Source organism: Streptomyces narbonensis, from assembly GCF_014649015.1.
Lineage (GTDB): Bacteria > Actinomycetota > Actinomycetes > Streptomycetales > Streptomycetaceae > Streptomyces > Streptomyces narbonensis.
Genome location: NZ_BMSF01000001.1, coordinates 206373 through 225446, shown reverse-complemented (window position 1 = coordinate 225446; position 19074 = coordinate 206373). Strand labels below are relative to the sequence as shown.

Annotated in this window: 16 protein-coding genes and 1 tRNA gene; 13 read left to right on the top strand and 4 right to left on the bottom strand. The window is 70.9% G+C overall.

The window, feature by feature from the left end:
- Nucleotides 1-2 precede the first annotated feature (2 nt).
- Entirely contained in the window at nt 3-1163 is a 1161-nt protein-coding gene (locus IE124_RS01000; protein WP_189503774.1) for an acyl-CoA dehydrogenase family protein, read from the top strand.
- A gap of 81 nt (nt 1164-1244) precedes the next feature.
- Here IE124_RS01000 and IE124_RS00995 read toward each other — a convergent pair whose 3' ends face one another.
- Nucleotides 1245-2867, bottom strand: coding sequence for a hypothetical protein (locus tag IE124_RS00995; protein WP_189503771.1), 1623 nt, complete (start codon nt 2865-2867; stop codon nt 1245-1247).
- A gap of 194 nt (nt 2868-3061) precedes the next feature.
- Here IE124_RS00995 and IE124_RS00990 point away from each other — a divergent pair, with 194 nt between their 5' ends.
- The 6 genes from IE124_RS00990 (at nt 3062) to IE124_RS00965 (ending at nt 10192) form a co-directional block, all read left to right on the top strand.
- A complete protein-coding gene (locus IE124_RS00990; RefSeq protein ID WP_189503769.1) occupies nt 3062-4114 on the top strand; it encodes an ABC transporter substrate-binding protein in 1053 nt (350 codons plus the stop codon).
- Nucleotides 4115-4117: 3 nt separating this feature from the next.
- A complete protein-coding gene (locus tag IE124_RS00985) occupies nt 4118-4990 on the top strand; it encodes a siderophore-interacting protein (RefSeq protein ID WP_189503767.1) in 873 nt (290 codons plus the stop codon).
- 145 nt (nt 4991-5135) lie between these two features.
- Nucleotides 5136-6614, top strand: coding sequence for a pyridoxal phosphate-dependent decarboxylase family protein (locus IE124_RS00980; RefSeq protein ID WP_189503765.1), 1479 nt, complete (start codon nt 5136-5138; stop codon nt 6612-6614).
- Complete coding sequence (locus IE124_RS00975; protein WP_189503763.1) at nt 6601-7884, top strand: lysine N(6)-hydroxylase/L-ornithine N(5)-oxygenase family protein; 1284 nt, start codon at nt 6601-6603, stop codon at nt 7882-7884. The genes IE124_RS00980 and IE124_RS00975 overlap by 14 nt, the downstream gene beginning before the upstream one ends.
- The gene (locus IE124_RS00970) at nt 7881-8411 is read left to right on the top strand and encodes a GNAT family N-acetyltransferase (protein ID WP_189503761.1); all 531 of its coding nucleotides are present in this window, start codon (nt 7881-7883) and stop codon (nt 8409-8411) included. Before IE124_RS00975 ends, IE124_RS00970 begins: the two co-directional genes overlap by 4 nt.
- A complete protein-coding gene (locus tag IE124_RS00965; protein ID WP_189503759.1) occupies nt 8408-10192 on the top strand; it encodes an IucA/IucC family protein in 1785 nt (594 codons plus the stop codon). The genes IE124_RS00970 and IE124_RS00965 overlap by 4 nt, the downstream gene beginning before the upstream one ends.
- 171 nt (nt 10193-10363) lie before the next feature.
- Here the strand turns inward: IE124_RS00965 and IE124_RS00960 are convergent, their stop codons facing one another.
- The gene (locus IE124_RS00960) at nt 10364-12010 is read right to left on the bottom strand and encodes a beta-N-acetylhexosaminidase (RefSeq protein ID WP_189503757.1); all 1647 of its coding nucleotides are present in this window, start codon (nt 12008-12010) and stop codon (nt 10364-10366) included.
- A gap of 189 nt (nt 12011-12199) precedes the next feature.
- Between IE124_RS00960 and IE124_RS00955 the strand changes: the two genes are divergently transcribed.
- Both IE124_RS00955 and glmS read left to right on the top strand, forming a co-directional pair.
- Nucleotides 12200-12475 (top strand): hypothetical protein, encoded by a 276-nt coding sequence (locus tag IE124_RS00955; protein ID WP_024758123.1) that lies wholly within the window; start codon nt 12200-12202, stop codon nt 12473-12475.
- Nucleotides 12476-12534: 59 nt separating this feature from the next.
- Entirely contained in the window at nt 12535-14352 is a 1818-nt protein-coding gene (gene glmS / locus IE124_RS00950; protein ID WP_150269983.1) for a glutamine--fructose-6-phosphate transaminase (isomerizing), read from the top strand.
- Between the two features lie 127 nt (nt 14353-14479).
- Here glmS and IE124_RS00945 read toward each other — a convergent pair whose 3' ends face one another.
- Together IE124_RS00945 and IE124_RS00940 are read right to left on the bottom strand one after the other, a co-directional pair.
- Nucleotides 14480-15040 (bottom strand): GPR1/FUN34/YaaH family transporter, encoded by a 561-nt coding sequence (locus IE124_RS00945; RefSeq protein ID WP_189503755.1) that lies wholly within the window; start codon nt 15038-15040, stop codon nt 14480-14482.
- Between the two features lie 176 nt (nt 15041-15216).
- Entirely contained in the window at nt 15217-15738 is a 522-nt protein-coding gene (locus IE124_RS00940; RefSeq protein ID WP_055643330.1) for a universal stress protein, read from the bottom strand.
- A 342-nt stretch (nt 15739-16080) separates the two neighbouring features.
- Between IE124_RS00940 and IE124_RS35980 the strand changes: the two genes are divergently transcribed.
- The 4 genes from IE124_RS35980 to IE124_RS00920 all read left to right on the top strand — a co-directional run bounded on the left by IE124_RS35980 (nt 16081) and on the right by IE124_RS00920 (nt 18975).
- Entirely contained in the window at nt 16081-16467 is a 387-nt protein-coding gene (locus tag IE124_RS35980; protein WP_370468721.1) for a hypothetical protein, read from the top strand.
- Between the two features lie 409 nt (nt 16468-16876).
- Entirely contained in the window at nt 16877-18043 is a 1167-nt protein-coding gene (locus IE124_RS00930; RefSeq protein ID WP_189503753.1) for a helix-turn-helix domain-containing protein, read from the top strand.
- A gap of 144 nt (nt 18044-18187) precedes the next feature.
- Nucleotides 18188-18790: an oligoribonuclease gene (gene orn, locus IE124_RS00925; protein WP_189503751.1), complete on the top strand. Its 603-nt coding sequence runs from the start codon at nt 18188-18190 to the stop codon at nt 18788-18790.
- A gap of 112 nt (nt 18791-18902) precedes the next feature.
- A tRNA-His gene (locus tag IE124_RS00920) sits at nt 18903-18975 on the top strand.
- Nucleotides 18976-19074 lie beyond the last annotated feature (99 nt).

Here is a 19074-nt window from a genome sequence, read left to right as displayed (position 1 = left end):
CCATGTCCCTCGACCACCGGCTCACCGAAGAGCACGAGGAACTCCGCCGCACCGTCGAGGCCTTCGCGCACGACGTCGTCGCCCCGAAGATCGGCGACTTCTACGAGCGGCACGAGTTCCCGTACGAGATCGTCCGCGAGATGGGCCGCATGGGCCTGTTCGGCCTCCCCTTCCCGGAGGAGTACGGCGGCATGGGCGGCGACTATCTCGCCCTCGGGATCGCCCTGGAGGAGCTGGCCCGCGTCGACTCCTCCGTCGCCATCACGCTGGAGGCGGGCGTCTCCCTCGGCGCCATGCCGGTCTTCCGCTTCGGCACGGAGGAGCAGAAGCGCGAGTGGCTGCCGAAGCTCTGCTCCGGCGAGGTCCTCGGCGCCTTCGGCCTCACCGAGCCCGGTGCGGGCTCGGACGCCGGCGGCACCCGCACGACCGCCGTCCGCGACGGCGACCACTGGGTCATCAACGGCTCGAAGTGCTTCATCACCAACTCCGGTACGGACATCACGGGTCTGGTGACCGTCACGGCGGTCACCGGCCGCAAGCCCGACGGCCGCCCGCTGATCTCCTCGATCATCGTCCCGTCCGGCACGCCGGGCTTCACGGTCGCCGCCCCGTACTCGAAGGTCGGCTGGAACGCCTCGGACACCCGCGAGCTCTCCTTCGATGACGTCCGCGTCCCGGTGGAGAACCTGCTGGGCGAAGAGGGCCGCGGCTACGCGCAGTTCCTGCGGATCCTGGACGAGGGCCGGGTCGCCATCGCGGCGCTCGCGACGGGTCTCGCGCAGGGCTGTGTGGACGAGTCGGTGAAGTACGCGCACGAGCGGCACGCCTTCGGCCGGCCGATCGCCGACAACCAGGCGATCCAGTTCAAGATCGCCGACATGGAGACGAAGGCTCACATGTCGCGGATCGGCTGGCGGGACGCGGCCTCGCGCCTGGTCCTCGGCGAGTCCTTCAAGAAGGAGGCGGCGATCGCCAAGCTGTACTCCTCGACGGTGGCCGTCGACAACGCCCGTGACGCCACCCAGATCCACGGCGGCTACGGCTTCATGAACGAGTACCCGGTGGCCCGCATGTGGCGCGACTCGAAGATCCTGGAGATCGGCGAGGGCACGAGCGAGGTCCAGCGGATGCTGATCGCGCGGGAGTTGGGCCTGCCGGCCTGATCCTCGACGCGTGTACGGGACCGTGCCCGCCGCCCCTTCCCCGGGGCGGCGGGCACAGTCGTGACGGCGGCCCCGTGTCGGTCACCGCCGCGTACGGGGTGAGATGTACGCGTCGTAGTCCTCTTCCCGGCCCCGGGCCGGCGGGAGCCGCACGAAGCGCCAGGCGCGGGCGTAATCGGGCGGTGCGGCGCCGGCGGGCACGACGACCGCCACCGGCATCCGACGGGCGGCCGCGGCGATGCCGTCCGGGGTGATGCTCTCGTCGTGTCCGCTCGGCTGGCGGGAGGAACAGCCCGCGTAGTAGCCGACCAGCACGTACTCGCGGCCGGTGACCAGGCAGGGCGGCCGGACGCCGAGACCGTGCAGCGCGGTCGCGATGGTGGTGAACCGGACCCGCAAGGCACGGCTGTTGCCGACGGCCAGGTCGAGCACGGCGTACTGCACCGCGAGGTGTCCGAGCAGGGCGACCGCGAGCAGGACGGTGGCCGCCCGCCGCCGCCGCGCGGAGCGCGCCGCGGCGAACAGGGACACCGCGCACTCGCCGACGGGTGCGGCCAGCAGGGCGTACGCGGGGAGCAGGAAGCGGGGGGCGGCGTAGCCGACGGTGAAGAGGTACGGAGCGGCCAGCGCGGCCGCGGTCAGGGTGGCGAGCAGGACCGGGGCTCCCCGGCCGGCGCGCGAGGCGGCGGCCGTCCCGGCGGCGACGGCCACCGGCAGGAGGAACCACCACACCGCGGTGAACGGGTGCTCCCAGGGCACGTCGCAGGGCCGGCACAGGGTGCGGCCGGCGAGAGCGCGCGCGTGGTCGTCCACGGACAGGTACCAGCCCAGGGAGCCCTGGATCTCCCCGGCCCGCCGCAGCCGCGCGGCGAGGCCGCCGTAGTGGGTGTACGCCTCGACGATCCACGGCAGCGCCCCGAGCGCGAACGCTCCGGCGAGCACGGCGACGAGCGCGATGGCGCGCCGCCGCCAGGCGGGCACCAGCAACGCCGCCGCGCCGAGCGGCAGGACGAGCCAGAGACCGTCGCCGGGCCGGAAGAGGGTGACCCCGGCCGCGGTGAGCCCGAGCCCCACGAGCGCCGCGCGCCCGCCCACGCTCCCGCCGTCCTCGCCGGTGCGCCGACGCCCGCCCACGTTCCCGCCGTCCTCGCCCGTGCGCCGACGCCCGCCCACGCCCCTGCCGCCCTCACCGGCGAACCGCAGGAACAACCCCACGGCGGCCAGCACGCCGAACGCGCACCACAGGTTGGGCATGACCCGCGGGCCGTAGAACAGCGTGACCCACAGTCCGGTGAACAGCGCGCCTCCCGCTGTCAGGACCGACACGGGCAGGATCCCCCGCCAGGCCCGGAGCGCTCCCCAGAGGGCGGCCCCGGACAGCAGGGCGAGGTAGACGCGGATCGCGGCCGTGGAGTCGGTGACCGCGGCCACCGGGGCGACGAGGTACGAGACGCCCCGTGCGCGGGGAGCGCTGAAGAAGGCTGCCGGGGCGTTGCCGCCGACCTGGCTGACGTACACCGCCTCGTCCCAGCCGAGGCCCGACCCCGGGACGACCAAGGCCAGTTGGGCAAGGCTGAAGAGCACCGCGAGCCCGGCCGGCCAGAGCGGCGATCCGGGCAGGGGCCGCCCGGCGGAGGTGGTCGGAGCCGCGGGCGTGGACGTGCTGGGGTCCGGCGGTTCCGAGGTCGTGTCGACGGTGGCCATCCCGCCCATCGTCCGACTGTCGGCCCACCCGCCCCTTGCGGCGCGCCGCGCGGGCGCACCCTTCGCCTCGTCAGGAGTAGCGAGCATCACAGTCGTCGGGGGAAGTTCCACCCTGTCAAAAAAACGTGAGGTTAGGCTAACCTTTCCTCGACTTGCCCCGGCCGACACCGGCTCGTACCGAAAGCGACTCCGCCATGCCCAGCACCACCCGCGCCAACCACCTCACCCGTCGCGGCCTGCTGGCCGCGGGCGGCGCTCTCGGGCTCGGCGCCGCGCTCGTCGCCTGCGGCGGCGACAAGAAGAAGGACGGTGCCGCCGCTCCCTCCGCCTCGGCGAAGTCCGGCCCGTGGGAGTTCAAGGACGACCGCGGTCTGACCGTCAAGGCGAAGGCCACCCCGAAGCGGATCGTCGCCTTCACCGGCACCGCCGCCGCCCTGCACGACTTCGGCGTCGAGGTCGTCGGCGTCTTCGGCCCGACCTACGTCGAGGACCCGAAGACCAAGGCGCGGAAGCCGGACGTCCAGGCGGGCGACCTCGACATCAACAAGGTCGCGGTCATAGGCAACGTCTGGGGCGAGTTCAAGATCGAGGAGTACCTCAAGCTCAACCCCGAGGTCCTGATCACGGACATGTGGGAGAAGAACGACCTCTGGTACGTCCCGGCGGAGCAGAAGGACAAGATCCTCAAGATCGCCCCGAGCGTCGCCCTGTGGGCCTCGGACCTGTCGATGCCGGCCGTCCTCCAGCGCCACGCCGACCTGGCCGCCTCGCTCGGCGCCGACGTGCAGACCGCGCAGATCAAGACCGACAAGGCCCGCTTCGAGGCCGCCGCCGAGCGCGTCCGCAAGGCCGCCAAGGGCAAGAAGGACATCAAGGTCCTGATCGGCTCCGGCTCCCCCGACCTCTTCTACGTCTCCACCCCGGTCCGCCCGACCGACACGCTCTTCTTCAAGGAGCTGGGCGTCAACCTGGTCGTCCCGACCAAGCTGGACCAGGGCGGCTGGTTCGAGGGTCTCAGCTGGGAGAACGTCGACAAGTACAAGGCCGACGTCATCATGCTCGACAACCGCACGGGCACCCTCCAGCCGGAGCAGCTGAAGGCCAAGCCCACCTGGGGCGCACTGCCCGCCGTCAAGGCCGGCCAGGTCATCCCGCGCGTCACCGAGCCCGTCTACTCCTACGCCAAGTGCGCCCCGCTCCTGGAGGACCTGGCGAAGGCCCTGGAGAACGCGAAGAAGGTTTCCTGACCCATGACGACCGCCGAGACCGCCCCGTTCCAGTTCTTCTCCCTCCAGGTCGACCGGACGCGGCGGCTCGGCCCGTCGCTGGTCCGCGTCACCTTCACCGGCGAGGACCTGAAGAGGTTCGCCTCCGGGGGCCGCGACCAGTCGCTCTCCCTCTTCCTGCCGCACCCCGGCCAGGAGGCGCCCGTCCTGCCGCCGCTCGACGACCCGGACATGTACGCGATCCTGGGCGCCTGGCGGGCGATGCCGGACGACGAGCGGGCCGTGATGCGCTCGTACACGGTCCGCGAGCAGCGCACGGACCCGAACGAGATGGACATCGACTTCGCGATCCACGCTGAGACATCGGCCGCCGGGGCGGCGGGCGTCGGGCCCGCCTGCCGCTGGGCCGGCCGCGCCAAGCCCGGTGACCGGGTGGTCGTCCTCGGCCCCGCGGTCGCGGCGAACACGGGCGTCCGCTTCCAGCTTCCCGAGGACGCCGACTCCGTGCTGATCTGGGCGGACGAGACGGCCCTGCCGGCCGCCTCGGCGATCCTGGAGTGGCTGCCGGCCGAGACCCGCGCGCAGGTCTTCCTCGAAGTGCCGTACTCCGGCGACCGCATGGACCTCGCGACCGAGGCGGACGCCACGGTCACCTGGCTCGTACGGGAGGAGGGGGCGCCGTCCGCCGTGGACGCGGTGCGCGGCGCCGAGCTGCCCGGCCAGGCCCCGTACGTGTGGATCGCGGGCGAGTCCGGCGCGGTGAAGGCGCTGCGCCGCCACTTCGTGCGCGAGCGCGAACTCGACCGCCGCCGGGTGACGTTCGTCGGCTACTGGCGCAAGGGGCTGTCCGAGGACGCCCTGCGCGAGGTGCCGGACGAGACGCAGGAAGAGGCGTAACTCCCCGTTTCCCCAATGGCCTCCCGACCCTCATGGGTTGGGGGGCCATTGCGTTGAGAAATTAGGTTAGGCTAACCTTACTTTCGCAGCGCCCTTCCGGCGTGTCCCGAAGCATCCCCAGCGTTCCTCCCGAAAGGGCCCCCACATGCGCTCCCACCTGCTCAACGACGCCACGGCGGAGAGCTACCGGCGCTCCGTCACCGAAGGAGTCGAGCGGGTGGCGGCCAAACTCGCCGCGACGCACCGCCCGTTCACCGGTGTCACCCCCGCCGAGCTCGCCCCCGTCATCGACGCCGTCGACCTCGACCGGCCGCTCGGCGACGCCTCCGCGGCCCTCGACGAGCTGGAGGACGTCTACCTCCGCGACGCGGTCTACTTCCACCACCCGCGCTACCTGGGCCACCTGAACTGCCCGGTCGTCATCCCCGCCGTCCTCGGCGAGGCCGTCCTCTCGGCGGTCAACTCCTCGCTGGACACCTGGGACCAGAGCGCCGGCGGCACCCTCATCGAGCGGAAGCTGATCGACTGGACCACCGGCCGGATCGGCCTCGGCGCCTCCGCCGACGGGGTGTTCACCAGCGGCGGCACGCAGTCCAACCTCCAGGCCATGCTCCTGGCCCGCGAGGAGGCCAAGACGAAGGACCTGGCGAAGCTCCGGATCTTCTCCTCCGAGTGCAGCCACTTCAGCGTGCAGAAGTCGGCCACCCTCCTCGGCCTCGGCGCCGACGCGGTCATCTCCATCCCGGTCGACCGGAACAAGCGCATGCAGTCCGTCGTCCTCGCCGCCGAGCTGGAGGCCTGCCGCGCCGAGGGCCTCGTCCCGATGGCGATCGTCGCCACCGCCGGCACCACCGACTTCGGCTCCATCGACCCGCTGCCCGAGGTCGCCGCCCTCGCCGACGAGTACGGCGCCTGGATGCACGTCGACGCGGCCTACGGCTGCGGACTGCTCGCCTCCCGCACCCGCCGCCACCTCCTTGACGGCATCGAGCGGGCCGACTCGGTCACGGTCGACTACCACAAGTCCTTCTTCCAGCCCGTGAGTTCCTCCGCCCTCCTGGTCCGCGACGGCGCCACCCTGCGCCACGCGACGTACCACGCGGACTACCTCAACCCCCTCCCCCAAGCTCTCGGCTCCGCTCGAGCAGGGGGGACCCCCACCACGGTCGCCGAGCAGATCCCCAACCAGGTGGACAAGTCACTCCAGACGACCCGCCGCTTCGACGCGCTCAAGCTCTGGATGACCCTGCGCGTGATGGGCGCCGACGGCGTCGGCGAGCTCTTCGACGAGGTCTGCGACCTCGCCCGCGAGGGCCACGCGCTGCTCGCCGCCGACCCGCGCTACGACGTCGTGGTCGAACCGCAGCTCTCCACCCTCGTCTACCGCTACGTCCCCGAGGCCGTCACCTCGCCCGACGAGATCGACCGGGCCAACCTCTACGCCCGCAAGGCCCTCTTCGCCTCCGGCGAGGCCGTCGTCGCCGGCACCAAGGTCGACGGTCGCCAGTACCTCAAGTTCACCCTGCTCAACCCCGAGACGACCGCGGCCGACATCGCCGCCGTCCTCGACCTGATCGCCGGCCACGCCGAGCAGTACCTGGGAGAGACCCTTGTCCACGCCTGAGACGACCGAGACGTACGACTTCATCGGCATCGGGCTCGGCCCGTTCAACCTCGGACTCGCCTGCCTCACCGAGCCCATCGACCACCTGAACGGCCTCTTCCTGGAGTCCAAGCCGGACTTCGAGTGGCACTCGGGCATGTTCCTCGAAGGCGCCCACCTCCAGACGCCGTTCATGTCGGACCTCGTCACGATGGCCGACCCGACGTCCCCGTACTCCTTCCTCCAGTACCTGAAGGAGAAGGGCCGCCTGTACTCCTTCTACATCCGGGAGAACTTCTACCCGCTGCGGACCGAGTACAACGACTACTGCCGCTGGGCCGCCGCGAAGGTCACCTCCGTCCGCTGGTCGACGACCGTGGCCTCCGTGACCTTCGACGAGACCGACGAGGTCTACGCCGTCACCACCGAGGCCGGGGACACCTTCCGCGCCCGCCGCATCGTCCTGGGCACCGGCACCCCGCCGTACGTCCCCGAGACCTGCGCGGACCTCGGCGGCGACATGATCCACAACTCGCGCTACGTCCCGAACAAGGAAGCGCTCCAGAAGAAGAAGTCGATCACCCTGGTCGGCAGCGGTCAGAGCGCGGCGGAGATCTACCACGACCTCCTGAGCGAGATCGACGTCCACGGCTACCAGCTGAACTGGGTGACCCGCTCCCCCCGCTTCTTCCCCCTCGAATACACCAAGCTCACCCTGGAGATGACCTCCCCGGAGTACGTGGACTACTTCCACGCCCTCCCCGAGCGGACCCGCTACCGCCTGGAGACCGAGCAGAAGGGCCTCTTCAAGGGCATCGACGGCGAGCTCGTCGACGCCATCTTCGACCTGCTCTACCAGAAGAACCTGAACGGCCCGGTCCCCACGCGCCTCCTCACCAACTCCGCCCTGCACACCGCCGCGTACGACGACGCCACCGGCACGTACACGCTCGGCTTCCGCCAGGAGGAGCAGGAGAAGGACTTCACCCTGGACACCGAGGGCCTGATCCTCGCCACCGGGTACAAGTACACGGCCCCCGCCTTCCTGGAGCCCGTCCGCGACCGCATCCGCTGGGACGGCCAGGGCCGCTACGACGTGGCCCGCAACTACGCGATCGACACGACCGGCCGGGGGATCTTCCTCCAGAACGCCGCCGTGCACACCCACTCGATCACCGCGCCCGACCTGGGCATGGGGGCGTATCGCAACGCGTACATCATCGGGGAGATGCTGGGCTCCGAGTACTACCCCGTAGAGAAGACCATCGCCTTCCAGGAGTTCGCCGCATGACCATCCGCTTCCGCCCGCTCGATCCCCTCAAGGACGCGGCGCTGATCCACGCCTGGGTGACCCACCCCAAGGCCGCCTTCTGGATGATGCAGGAGGCGACCCTGGAGGACGTCGTACGCGAGTACACGGCCTTCGCCGAGCACCCGCACCACGAGGCCTTCATCGGCCTCGTCGACGAGCAGCCCGCGATCCTCATGGAGCGTTACGACCCCGCCCACCTGGAGCTGGTCGGACTGTACGACCCGCTCCCCGGCGACGTCGGCATGCACTTCCTGGTGGCCCCCACGGACACCCCCGTGCACGGCTTCACCCGCAAGGTGATCACCGCCGTGATGGCCGAGCTGTTCGACGACCCGGCGACCGCCCGCGTGGTCGTCGAACCGGACGTGTCCAACAAGGCCGTCCACGCGCTCAACGAGGTCGTCGGCTTCGTCCCCGAGCGCGAGATCCAGAAGCCGGAGAAGCGGGCGCTGCTCAGCTTCTGCACCCGCGCCCAGTTCGAGGCCGCCGTGGGAGTGACGATATGACCGCCTACGCCACCGACCCCGTCGCCCACCTCACCCCCGAGCGCTGGGCCGACGCCAACCGCGCGCTGATCCGCAAGGGCCTCGCCGAGTTCGCCCACGAGCGGCTCCTCTCCCCGCAGGAGCTGGGCGAGTCCCGCTACAAGGTCCTCAGCGACGACGGCTCGACCGAGTACCGCTTCACCGCGGACCGCTTCGCGCTCGACCACTGGCAGGTCTACGCCGAGTCGATCAGCCGTCACCGCGGCGACGAGCAGCTCCCGCTGGACGCCCTCCAGTTCATCACCGAGCTCCGCTCCTCCCTCGGCCTGAGCGACGAGATCCTCCCGGTCTACCTGGAGGAGATCTCCTCCACCCTGGCCGGCACGGCGTTCAAGTCGACCAAGGAGCCCGTCACCTCCGCCGAGCTCGCCCGCGCCGACTTCCAGGCGATCGAGACGGGGATGACCGAGGGCCACCCCTGCTTCGTCGCCAACAACGGCCGACTCGGCTTCGGCGTCGACGAGTTCCGCGCGTACGCCCCCGAGGCCGCGAGCGACATCCACCTGATCTGGCTCGCCGCCCGCCGCGACCGCACCACCTTCACCGCCGGCGCGGACATCGACTACGAGACGTTCATCCGCGCCGAGCTGGGTGACGGGACGGTCGACGGCTTCGCCGCGACCCTCGCCTCCCGCGGCCTGGACCTGGCCGACTACCTCCTGATGCCGGCGCACCCCTGGCAGTGGTGGAACAAGCTCTCCGTCACCTTCGCGGCCGAGGTCGCGCAGCAGCGCCTCGTCTACCTGGGCGAGGGCGACGACACGTACCTGGCGCAGCAGTCGATCCGTACCTTCTTCAACACGACGGACCCGGCCAAGCACTACGTCAAGACGGCGCTGTCGGTCCTCAACATGGGCTTCATGCGGGGCCTCTCGGCCGCGTACATGGAGGCCACCCCGGCCATCAACGACTGGCTGCACACCCTGATCGAGTCGGACGCGACCTTCCGGTCGGCCCACTTCTCGATCATCCGCGAGCGGGCGGCCGTCGGCTACCGGCACATGGAGTACGAGGCCGCGACCGACCGCTACTCCCCCTACCGCAAGATGCTGGCCGCGCTCTGGCGCGAGTCCCCGGTCCCGACCCTCGCCGAGGGCGAGCGGCTGGCGACGATGGCCTCCCTCCTGCACGTGGACCACACGGGCGCGTCCTTCACCGGCGCGCTGATCAAGGAGTCGGGCCTGGCGCCGACGGAGTGGCTCCGCCGCTACCTCGACGCCTACCTCATGCCGGTCCTGCACAGCTTCTACGCGTACGACCTGGCTTTCATGCCGCACGGCGAGAACGTGATCCTGGTCCTCGACGAGCAGGGCACGGTCTCCCGGGCGATCTTCAAGGACATCGCCGAGGAGATCGTCGTCATGGACCCGGCGGCGGTCCTGCCGCCGGCCGTGGAGCGGGTCCGCGCGGAGATCCCCGAGGACATGAAGCTCCTCTCGGTCTTCACGGACGTCTTCGACTGCTTCTTCCGCTTCCTGGCGGCGACGCTGGCGACGGAGGGCGTGCTGGACGAGGACGACTTCTGGCGGACGGTCGCGGAGTGCGTCCGGGCGTATGAGCGGTCGAAGCCGGAACTGGCCGACAAGTTCGCTCAGTACGACATGTTCGCGGAGACCTTCGCCCTCTCCGCCCTCAACCGCCTCCAGCTCCGCAACAACAAGCAGATGGTCGACCTTTCGGACCCGTCGGCGGCCCTCCAGCTGATCGGCGACCTGACCAACCCGATCACCCGCTTCGCCTGACCCCCCGAAACCGATGTGAGCCCCGCCGGAGCACGGTCCTCCGCCGGGGCGCTCACGTCTTTTGGCAACCGGCCAGACTCTCGCATCCCTGATTCGCGCGAGGATGACCGCATTTCCGATGCCCGGCCGGGCGTTCCGTTTCAGCGACCCGCCACCCGGCCGAACTCCGGCCTACTCCCAGGGCACCTGCGGCGAGCGGTAGTAGCCGATGCCCAGCGCGTCGAAGCGCGGGGCCTGTTCCGCCAGACGGACCTTGTACGTGTCCCAGTCGTGGGTCTCCGCCGGGGACCAGCCCAGTTCGGCGAGGCCCGGGAGGCGGGGGAAGGCCATGACGTCGAGGTCGTCGGTCGTGGCGAGGGTCTCCGTCCAGAGCGGGGCCTCGATGCCGCGGACGGCGCTCTCCGGGGCTCCCGGGAGGTACGTCGCCGGGTCCCAGTCGTACGAGCGCCGGACCTCGACCGTGCCGGCCCAGGCGAGACCGAGCTCGGTGTCCTTCGTGTACTTCATGTCGAGGTAGGAGCGGTCGGCGGGCGAGAGGATCAGCCCGGCGCCGTCCCGCGCGGCCGCGGCGACGCGTTCCTTCTCGGCGAGGGGGGTGCGGTCGAGACCCCAGTACTGGACGAGCGCGCCCTCGACGGGCTTCGTGCCGGTCAGCTGGTGCCAGCCGACGACCGTCTTGCCGTACTTGGCGACGAGCGGCTGCACCTTGTCCATGAAGGTCACGTAGTCGGCGTGGCTGGTGGAGTGGGCCTCGTCGCCGCCGATGTGGAGGTAGCGGCCGGGGGTGAGCGCGGCGATCTCGCGGATCACGTCGTCGACGAAGTCGTACGTGACGTCCTTGGGGACGCAGAGGGAGCTGAGGCCGACCTTGATGCCGGTGTAGAGGGGCGGGGCGATGCCGTCGCAGTTGAGCTCGGCGTAGGAGGAGAGGGCCGCGAAGGTGTGGCCCGGCACGTCGATCTCGGGGACGACCTCCTGGTAGCGGGAGGCCGCGTACCGCACGATCTCCGTGTACTGCTCCTTCGTGTAGAAGCCGCCGGGGCCGCCGCCGACCTCGGTGGAGCCGCCGTGGGTGGTGAGCCGGGGCCAGGAGTCGACGGCGATGCGCCAGCCCTGGTCGTCGGAGAGGTGCAGATGGAGGGTGTTGATCTTGTAGAGGGCGAGCTGGTCGATGAACCGCTTCACCTCGTCGACGGTGAAGAAGTGGCGGGCGACGTCGAGCATGGCGCCCCGGTAGGCGTAGCGCGGGGTGTCGGTGATCGTGCCGCCCGCGATCTTCCAGGGGCCCTGCTGAACGGTGCGGCGCTCGACGGCGGAGGGCAGCTGCTGGCGGAGGGTCTGGACGCCGCGGAAGAGGCCGGCGGGGGTGCGGGCGGTGAGGGTGACGCCGTCGGGGGCGGAGTGCAGGCGGTAGCCCTCGTCGCCGAGCTCGGCGTCCTCGCGGTCGAGGCGGAGGCGGATGCCGCCGCGGGCCGCGTCCTCGTCGACGATGTGCAGCGGGAAGCCGGTGGAGGGGCGGAGGAGGCCGGCGAGGTAGCGGCCGACGGCGCGGGACTCGCGGGAGGCCTCGTCGATGCCGATGCGGGTGGCGTGGGTGAGGGTGTACGGCTCGCCCTCGGGGGTCACGGAGGCGGGTACGGGGATGATGCGGCCGAGCGGGCGGACCTCGGGTTCGGCGGCGGCCGCCTTGCCGTCGGCGCCTCTGCTGTCGCCGCCGCCGGCGGCGGCGCCGGCCTCTCCGCAGCCGACCCCGGCGGTGGCGACCAGGAGGAGTGATCCGATGAGGCGAGGAATCCTTCGGCGCTGACTCACGGGCATGGTCCCCTTCGGTGATCGACACACACGTCTTCGGGTCATATATCCATTTGGCGACCATGCGTACCGCTGCCGTCACCTCGGGTCAAGGTCTGGACCAATATCCGCTTGGGGAGCGCCGATCATGCAGCTCCTGCCCGATTTCGGGCAGGATTCTTGCAAAAGCCAGGGGGCACCCCTCAGTATTCACGGGTGCTCGAACGCCGCCCGTCGCACGACGACCTCGTCGACCATCTGGTCCGCAGCACCGCGCTCCAGCGCGGTGAGGCCGCCCGGGTGGTGCTCGACGTGCTGGCGTACTTCGACGAGACGACCGAGGAGTTCGTTCGCCGCCGCCACCGCGAACTGCAGTCCGGCGGGGCCGTGAACGCCGAGATCTTCGAGCGGATCGCGGCGGAGCTGCCGCACCGGGCCGTGGCGCCACCGGAGCTCTCGCTCCGGCAGCTGCGCCGCATCGTCTACGGCTGAGTCCCGCACGGACACGGCGAGCACGAGCACCATCACCAACCTGGAGGGGTTTCACCTTTATGTGCGGAATTGTCGGTTACATCGGAAAGCGCGACGTCGCCCCCCTGCTCCTTGAGGGCCTGGCGCGTCTGGAGTACCGCGGATACGACTCCGCCGGCATGGTCATCACCAGCCCGAAGGCCACCGGCCTGAAGATGGTCAAGGCCAAGGGCCGGGTCCGTGACCTGGAAGCCCGCGTCCCCAAGCGCTTCTCCGGCACCACCGGCATCGCCCACACCCGCTGGGCCACCCACGGCGCCCCCAGCGACGTGAACTCGCACCCGCACCTGGACCCCGAGAACAAGGTCGCGGTCGTCCACAACGGCATCGTCGACAACGCCCAGGAGCTCCGCGCCAAGCTGGAGGCCGACGGCGTCGTCTTCGCCTCCGAGACGGACACCGAGGTCATCACCCACCTCGTCGCCCGGTCCCAGGCCGACACCCTCGAGGAGAAGGTCCGCGAGGCGCTCAAGGTCATCGAGGGCACCTACGGCATCGCCGTGATGCACGCCGACTTCAACGACCGCATCGTGGTGGCCCGCAACGGCTCCCCGGTCATCCTCGGCATCGGCGAGAAGGAGATGCTCGTCGCCTCCGACGTCGCCGCCCTGATCGCCCACACCCGCCAGGTCGTCACCCTCGACGACGGCGAGATGGCCACCCTCAAGGCCGACGACTTCCGCACCTACACGACCTCGGGCGCGTCCACCACCGCCACCCCGGAGACCGTGGAGTGGGAGGCCGCCTCCTACGACATGGGCGGCCACGACACGTTCATGCACAAGGAGATCTCCGAGCAGCCCGACGCGGTCGACCGCGTGCTGCGCGGCCGGATCGACGACCGCTTCTCCACCGTGCACCTGGGCGGCCTGAACCTCGACGCCCGCGAGGCCCGCACCATCCGCCGCATCAAGATCCTCGGCTGCGGCACCTCGTACCACGCCGGCCTCATCGGCGCCGGGCTCATCGAGTCCCTGGCCCGCATCCCCGCCGACGCCGAGCCGGCCTCGGAGTTCCGCTACCGCAACCCGGTCGTGGACCCCGACACCCTCTACATCGCCGTCTCCCAGTCCGGTGAGACCTACGACGTGCTCGCCGCCGTCCAGGAGCTCAAGCGCAAGGGCGCCCGCGTCCTCGGCGTCGTGAACGTCGTCGGCTCCGCCATCGCCCGTGAGGCCGACGGCGGCGTGTACGTCCACGCCGGCCCCGAGGTCTGCGTCGTCTCCACCAAGTGCTTCACCAACACGGTCACCGCCTTCGCGCTGCTCGCCCTGCACCTGGGCCGCATCCGCGACCTGTCCGTCACCGACGGCAAGCGGATCATCGAGGGCCTGCGCAAGCTGCCCGCGCAGATCCAGGAGATCCTCGAGACCGAGGACGAGATCAAGAAGATCGCCGCGGAGTACGCGGGCGCCCAGTCGATGATGTTCATCGGCCGCGTCCGGGGCTACCCGGTGGCCCTGGAGGCCTCCCTCAAGCTGAAGGAGATCTCCTACATCCACGCCGAGGCCTACCCGGCCTCCGAGCTGAAGCACGGCCCGCTCGCCCTCATCGAGCCGGCCCTGCCGACGGTCGCGATCGTCCCCGACGACGACCTGCTGGAGAAGAACCGCGCCGCCCTGGAGGAGATCAAGGCCCGCAGCGGCCGCATCCTCGCGGTCGCGCACCAGCCGCAGGCCAAGGCCGACCACACCATCGTCGTGCCGAAGAACGAGGACGAGCTGGACCCGATCCTCATGGGCATCCCGCTCCAGCTCCTCGCCTACCACACGGCGCTCGCCATGGGCCGCGACATCGACAAGCCGCGCAACCTGGCCAAGTCCGTCACGGTCGAGTAGCAGCCGGTCGGGGCCTGTCCCCCCGACCCGCGCCGCCGGGCCTGTCCCCCGGCGGTTCGACCGGACACGAAAGAGGTCCCCGCCGCACACCCAGGTGCGGCAGGGACCTCTTTCACTTACCCCGTCGTCACCCCGCGGCCGGAGCGCTCGCCGTGCGCCGGAGCGCCGTCGGCCAGCCCGCCACCGCGGCCGTGGCGCCGTACCAGGCGAGGAGCCCGCCGACGGCCGCGACCCAGCCGCCCGCCTTCGCCAGACCGCCGTTGTCGACCAGCGTGCCGATGCCGATGAGCAGCAGTGCGACGAAGAGCAGCCCGTACACGCCCTGTCCGAACAGACCGCTGCCCGACGCGGCCATGGTCAGCGTGAGCGCGAGGAGCGCCCACAGGAGCATGAAGAGCGCCACGGCGTCCGCCGAGGCCCCGCCGCCCACGGCGGTCCCCCAGGTGAACCAGAAGGCGCCGAGCGCCGCGTACGCCGTGCCCTCACCGGTGCTGCCGGCGCGCAGGGCGAGCAGTCCGACGAGGAAGAGCGTCACCCCGCCGACCCAGGTGGCGAGGCCTGCGGCATCCGCTGCCGCGACGTTGTCGATGACACCCGTCCCGCCCAGCCCGAAGGCCAGCAGGGTCAGTCCGAGGGCCAGGTTGCCGAGAGTGGAGGTGCTGTTCCCCGCGGCGACTTCGTTGTCCACGGCGGGCTCCCTTCAGGAGAGCAGTCGAGCTGCGTGAGCTGCTGTGATCCGGTGAGCCTTATCTACCCTTCACAAGCACACAATTCACCTGAGGAAGGCCGAAATTATGGCCGGACAACGCCAGTTGGGGAGTGGAGCGCCGGAACGGGTCCGTGTACGAGGGCGGGAGCGGAGCCCTACGGGATGACGATCACGGGCCTCTGGGCGCGGCGCGCGAGGCGGCCGGCGACCGAACCGAAGATCCGGCCGACGATCCCGTGCGTGGAGCCGACCACGATCGCGTCGGCCGAGTACTCGCGGCCGACCTCCTCCAGCTCGTGGCAGATGTCGCCGCCTCGCTCGACGAGGATCCACGGCACCTCGGAGAGGTGCTCGGCGCAGGCCAGCTCGAGGCCGAGGACCTCGGTGCGGTGATCCGGCACGTCGACGAAGACCGGCGGCTCGCAGCCGGCCCACACCGTGGTGGGCAGCCTGTTGGCCACGTGCACGATGATCAGGCCGGAGCCGGAGCGGCGGGCCATGCCGATGGCGTACGCGAGGGCTCGCTCACTGGACATGGAGCCGTCGAAGCCGACGACCACCCCGTGCCGGAAGGCCGGGTCGCAGGCGTGGCGTGGCTGTTCTACCGCGAGAGGGTCGACCGTGGAGTCGGCGACGCGCTTGCGGTCCGCGGGTTCGGGGAATTCGTGACCGGCCATCGGTGTCTCGGCGAAGAGAGTCCTCGTGGGAAGGGACGGGGAAAGGGGGGACGGAACAACGGGTGGCGGCGGAGCTGTGTCCGGGAATCATCTTCCCAAGCCCATACCCCCAAGGGTACGGCGACACTCCTCTCCTGCCCAGAGCCCGCCGTGCCACTCCCCGGCGTACGCCCCGCTGCGCGCGGCGTTCCAGGGAGCATGCCCGAGGGGTTCGCGATCTGGCAATGCCGGTTGTGCCCTACAGGCGTCCGTACGGGGGCCAAACGGACGCCACACACAGTGACCGGAAGGTTCCGCTCCTCGTTCCCACAGGTCCAGCCCACCGTCGCAGGGAGACCGCCCGTGCCCGCACCATCGACCGCCGCCGGCCAGACCTCCACCCGTTCCGCCCCCGCCGCCGCGCTCGGCTCGCCGCGCGGCCGCCGCCGGGCACCCGCCACCCCCGCGGGCGCCTCCACGCGTGCCTCCGCGCCCGCCGCCGCGGGCCCGGACCGGGAGTGGGGGGCGGGCGGGGCCGGAACCGTGGACCCGGCCGACGACGTCGTCCGGTGGGCGGCCTTCTGCTGTGTCCTCGTCCCCGTCGTGCTCGTCGTCTACGGCACCTCGCTCGGCGGGGCCGCCGGAACCGCACTGGGGCTCGTCACGGTGACGGCGGTCTGCCGGGTGCTGCTGCGGCGCTCGGAGCGCGGACTACGGGCCGAAACGGTACGAACCAGGCGCCGGAACTGAGCCCGGGACGTACCGGACCCCCTTCGAGTTGACAGGTTCGCACACCCGAGCCCATACGTTTTCAGCCAACTTCCATTCCCCGGCGAGTCCTTGGCGGAACGGTTGGCCAACCCCGGCGCCGACGACCCCCGGAACCCCGGCACACGGCCCCGTACCCCACACTCACCGGGCCTTCGCGGCGCCGCCCCTTCCCCTGGCGGCCGTCAGGTGGAACGCTTCGCGATCGATCGCTTCGCGCCAAGTGGCCTTGTCGACAATCCACCGGATGGAGAACTTGTCACGCCGGCGCCATGGGACACAGTAGATTCGATCATGGGTACCGAAGACTGGGGTCTCGTGCAAAACCGAGGGGAAACGTGCAGGAGCGACACGACCAGGGAGACGCGAACACCGAGGGGGGCTTAGCGTCATGAGCCAGGACTCCGCCGTAACGGAGGTCGCACGGAAGCTGTCCGGACGCCGCCGCCGCGAAGTCGTCGCGGTGCTGCTGTTCAGCGGCGGCCCCATCTTCGAGAGCTCCATCCCGCTCTCCGTTTTCGGCATCGACCGGCAGGACGCGGGCGTGCCCCGCTACCGGCTGCTCGTCTGCGCCGGCGAGGACGGACCGCTGCGTACCACCGGCGGACTCGAACTCACCGCGCCATACGGCCTGGAGGCCATCGGCCGCGCGGGCACCGTCGTGGTGCCGGCCTGGCGGTCGATCACCTCGCCGCCGCCGCCGGAGGCGCTCGAAGCGCTGCGCCGCGCCCACGAGGAGGGCGCGCGGATCGTCGGCCTGTGCACCGGGGCCTTCGTCCTCGCCGCCGCGGGCCTGCTCGACGGGCGCCCGGCGACGACGCACTGGATGTACGCGCCGACGCTCGCGAAGCGCTATCCGTCGGTCCACGTGGACCCGCGGGAGCTCTTCGTCGACGACGGTGACGTCCTCACCTCCGCCGGCACCGCGGCCGGAATCGATCTGTGTCTGCACATCGTGCGGACCGACCACGGCACCGAGGCCGCGGGCGCGCTGGCGCGCCGGCTGGTCGTCCCGCCGCGGCGCAGCGGCGGTCAGGAGCGCTACCTCGACAGGTCTTTACCAGAGGAGATCGGCGCCGACCCGCTGGCCGAGGTCGTCGCCTGGGCGCTGGAGCACCTCCACGAGCAGTTCGACGTGGAGACCCTGGCCGCGCGCGCGTACATGTCACGGCGGACCTTCGACCGCCGGTTCCGCTCGCTGACGGGCTCCGCCCCGCTCCAGTGGCTGATCACGCAGCGGGTGCTCCAGGCGCAGCGGCTGCTCGAGACCTCCGACTACTCGGTCGACGAGGTCGCGGGCAGGTGCGGCTTCCGGTCGCCGGTGGCGCTGCGCGGCCACTTCCGGCGCCAGCTCGGATCCTCGCCGGCCGCCTACCGGGCGGCGTACCGGGCCAGGCGGCCACAGGGCGAGTCCGCCACGGCGGTGCTCGACCAGGTGCCCGTCCAGGTCGCCGCGGGCATGCGGCGCCCGGCCTCCCCGCTTGAGGCGGGGAGGCCGCACATGGACGTCTACGCTCCCGGCCGCCCCTCCCTGCCGGGCCAGCGCAGCGCGCCGTAACACCGACCAGCGCGGCCACAAGCGGCGCACCGCAGGAACGACGGGCGCCCGGGGACACCTCCCCCGGGCGCCCGTCGGCCGTCTCGCGGGTGCCGGACCCCGCGAGCCCGGCCTGATCGGCAAGACACCCCCTAAGGTGGACGCATGAACGATCGCATGGTGTGGATCGACTGCGAGATGACCGGGCTCTCGCTGACGGACGACGCACTCATCGAGGTGGCCGCACTGGTCACCGACTCGGAACTGAACGTGCTCGGCGACGGGGTGGACATCGTGATCCGCCCGCCGGACGCGGCACTGGAGACCATGCCGGAGATCGTGCGCCAGATGCACACGGCCTCGGGGCTCCTCGACGAGCTCGCCGGCGGCACCACGCTCGCCGACGCGGAGGCCCAGGTCCTCGCGTACATCCGCGAGCACGTCAAGGAGGCCGGCAAGGCGCCGCTGTGCGGGAACTCGGTCTCAACGGACCGCGGCTTCCTCGCCCGGGACATGCCTGCCCTGGAGGGCCACCTGCACTACCGGATCGTCGATGTCTCCTCGGTCAAGGAGCTGGCTCGCCGCTGGTACCCGAGGGCGTACTTCAACAGTCCGGAGAAGAACGGCAACCACCGGGCGCTCGCCGATATCCGCGAGTCCATCGCGGAACTGCGCTACTACCGCGAGGCGGTCTTCGTCGCGCAGCCCGGCCCCGACTCGGAGACCGCGAAGCGGATCGCCGCCAAGCACGTCGTACCGGCCGAATGACCGCCCGCTCGCGCCCTCGGGACCCCCTCCGGAAAACGTGGGCGCGAGCACCCCTCAGAACCCTGTAGACTTCTTCTCGGCCGGTCGGGGAAGCCCCCGAGAACCGGTCGTGGTGGGTATAGCTCAGATGGTAGAGCACCTGGTTGTGGTCCAGGATGTCGCGGGTTCGAGTCCCGTTACTCACCCTTTCAAGGGAGAGGCCCCGATTCGCGGAGACGCGGATCGGGGCCTTTCTCGTATCTAGGAGCAGGTCTGGGTCACCGTGGCGTTCCAGGCCTGTGGGG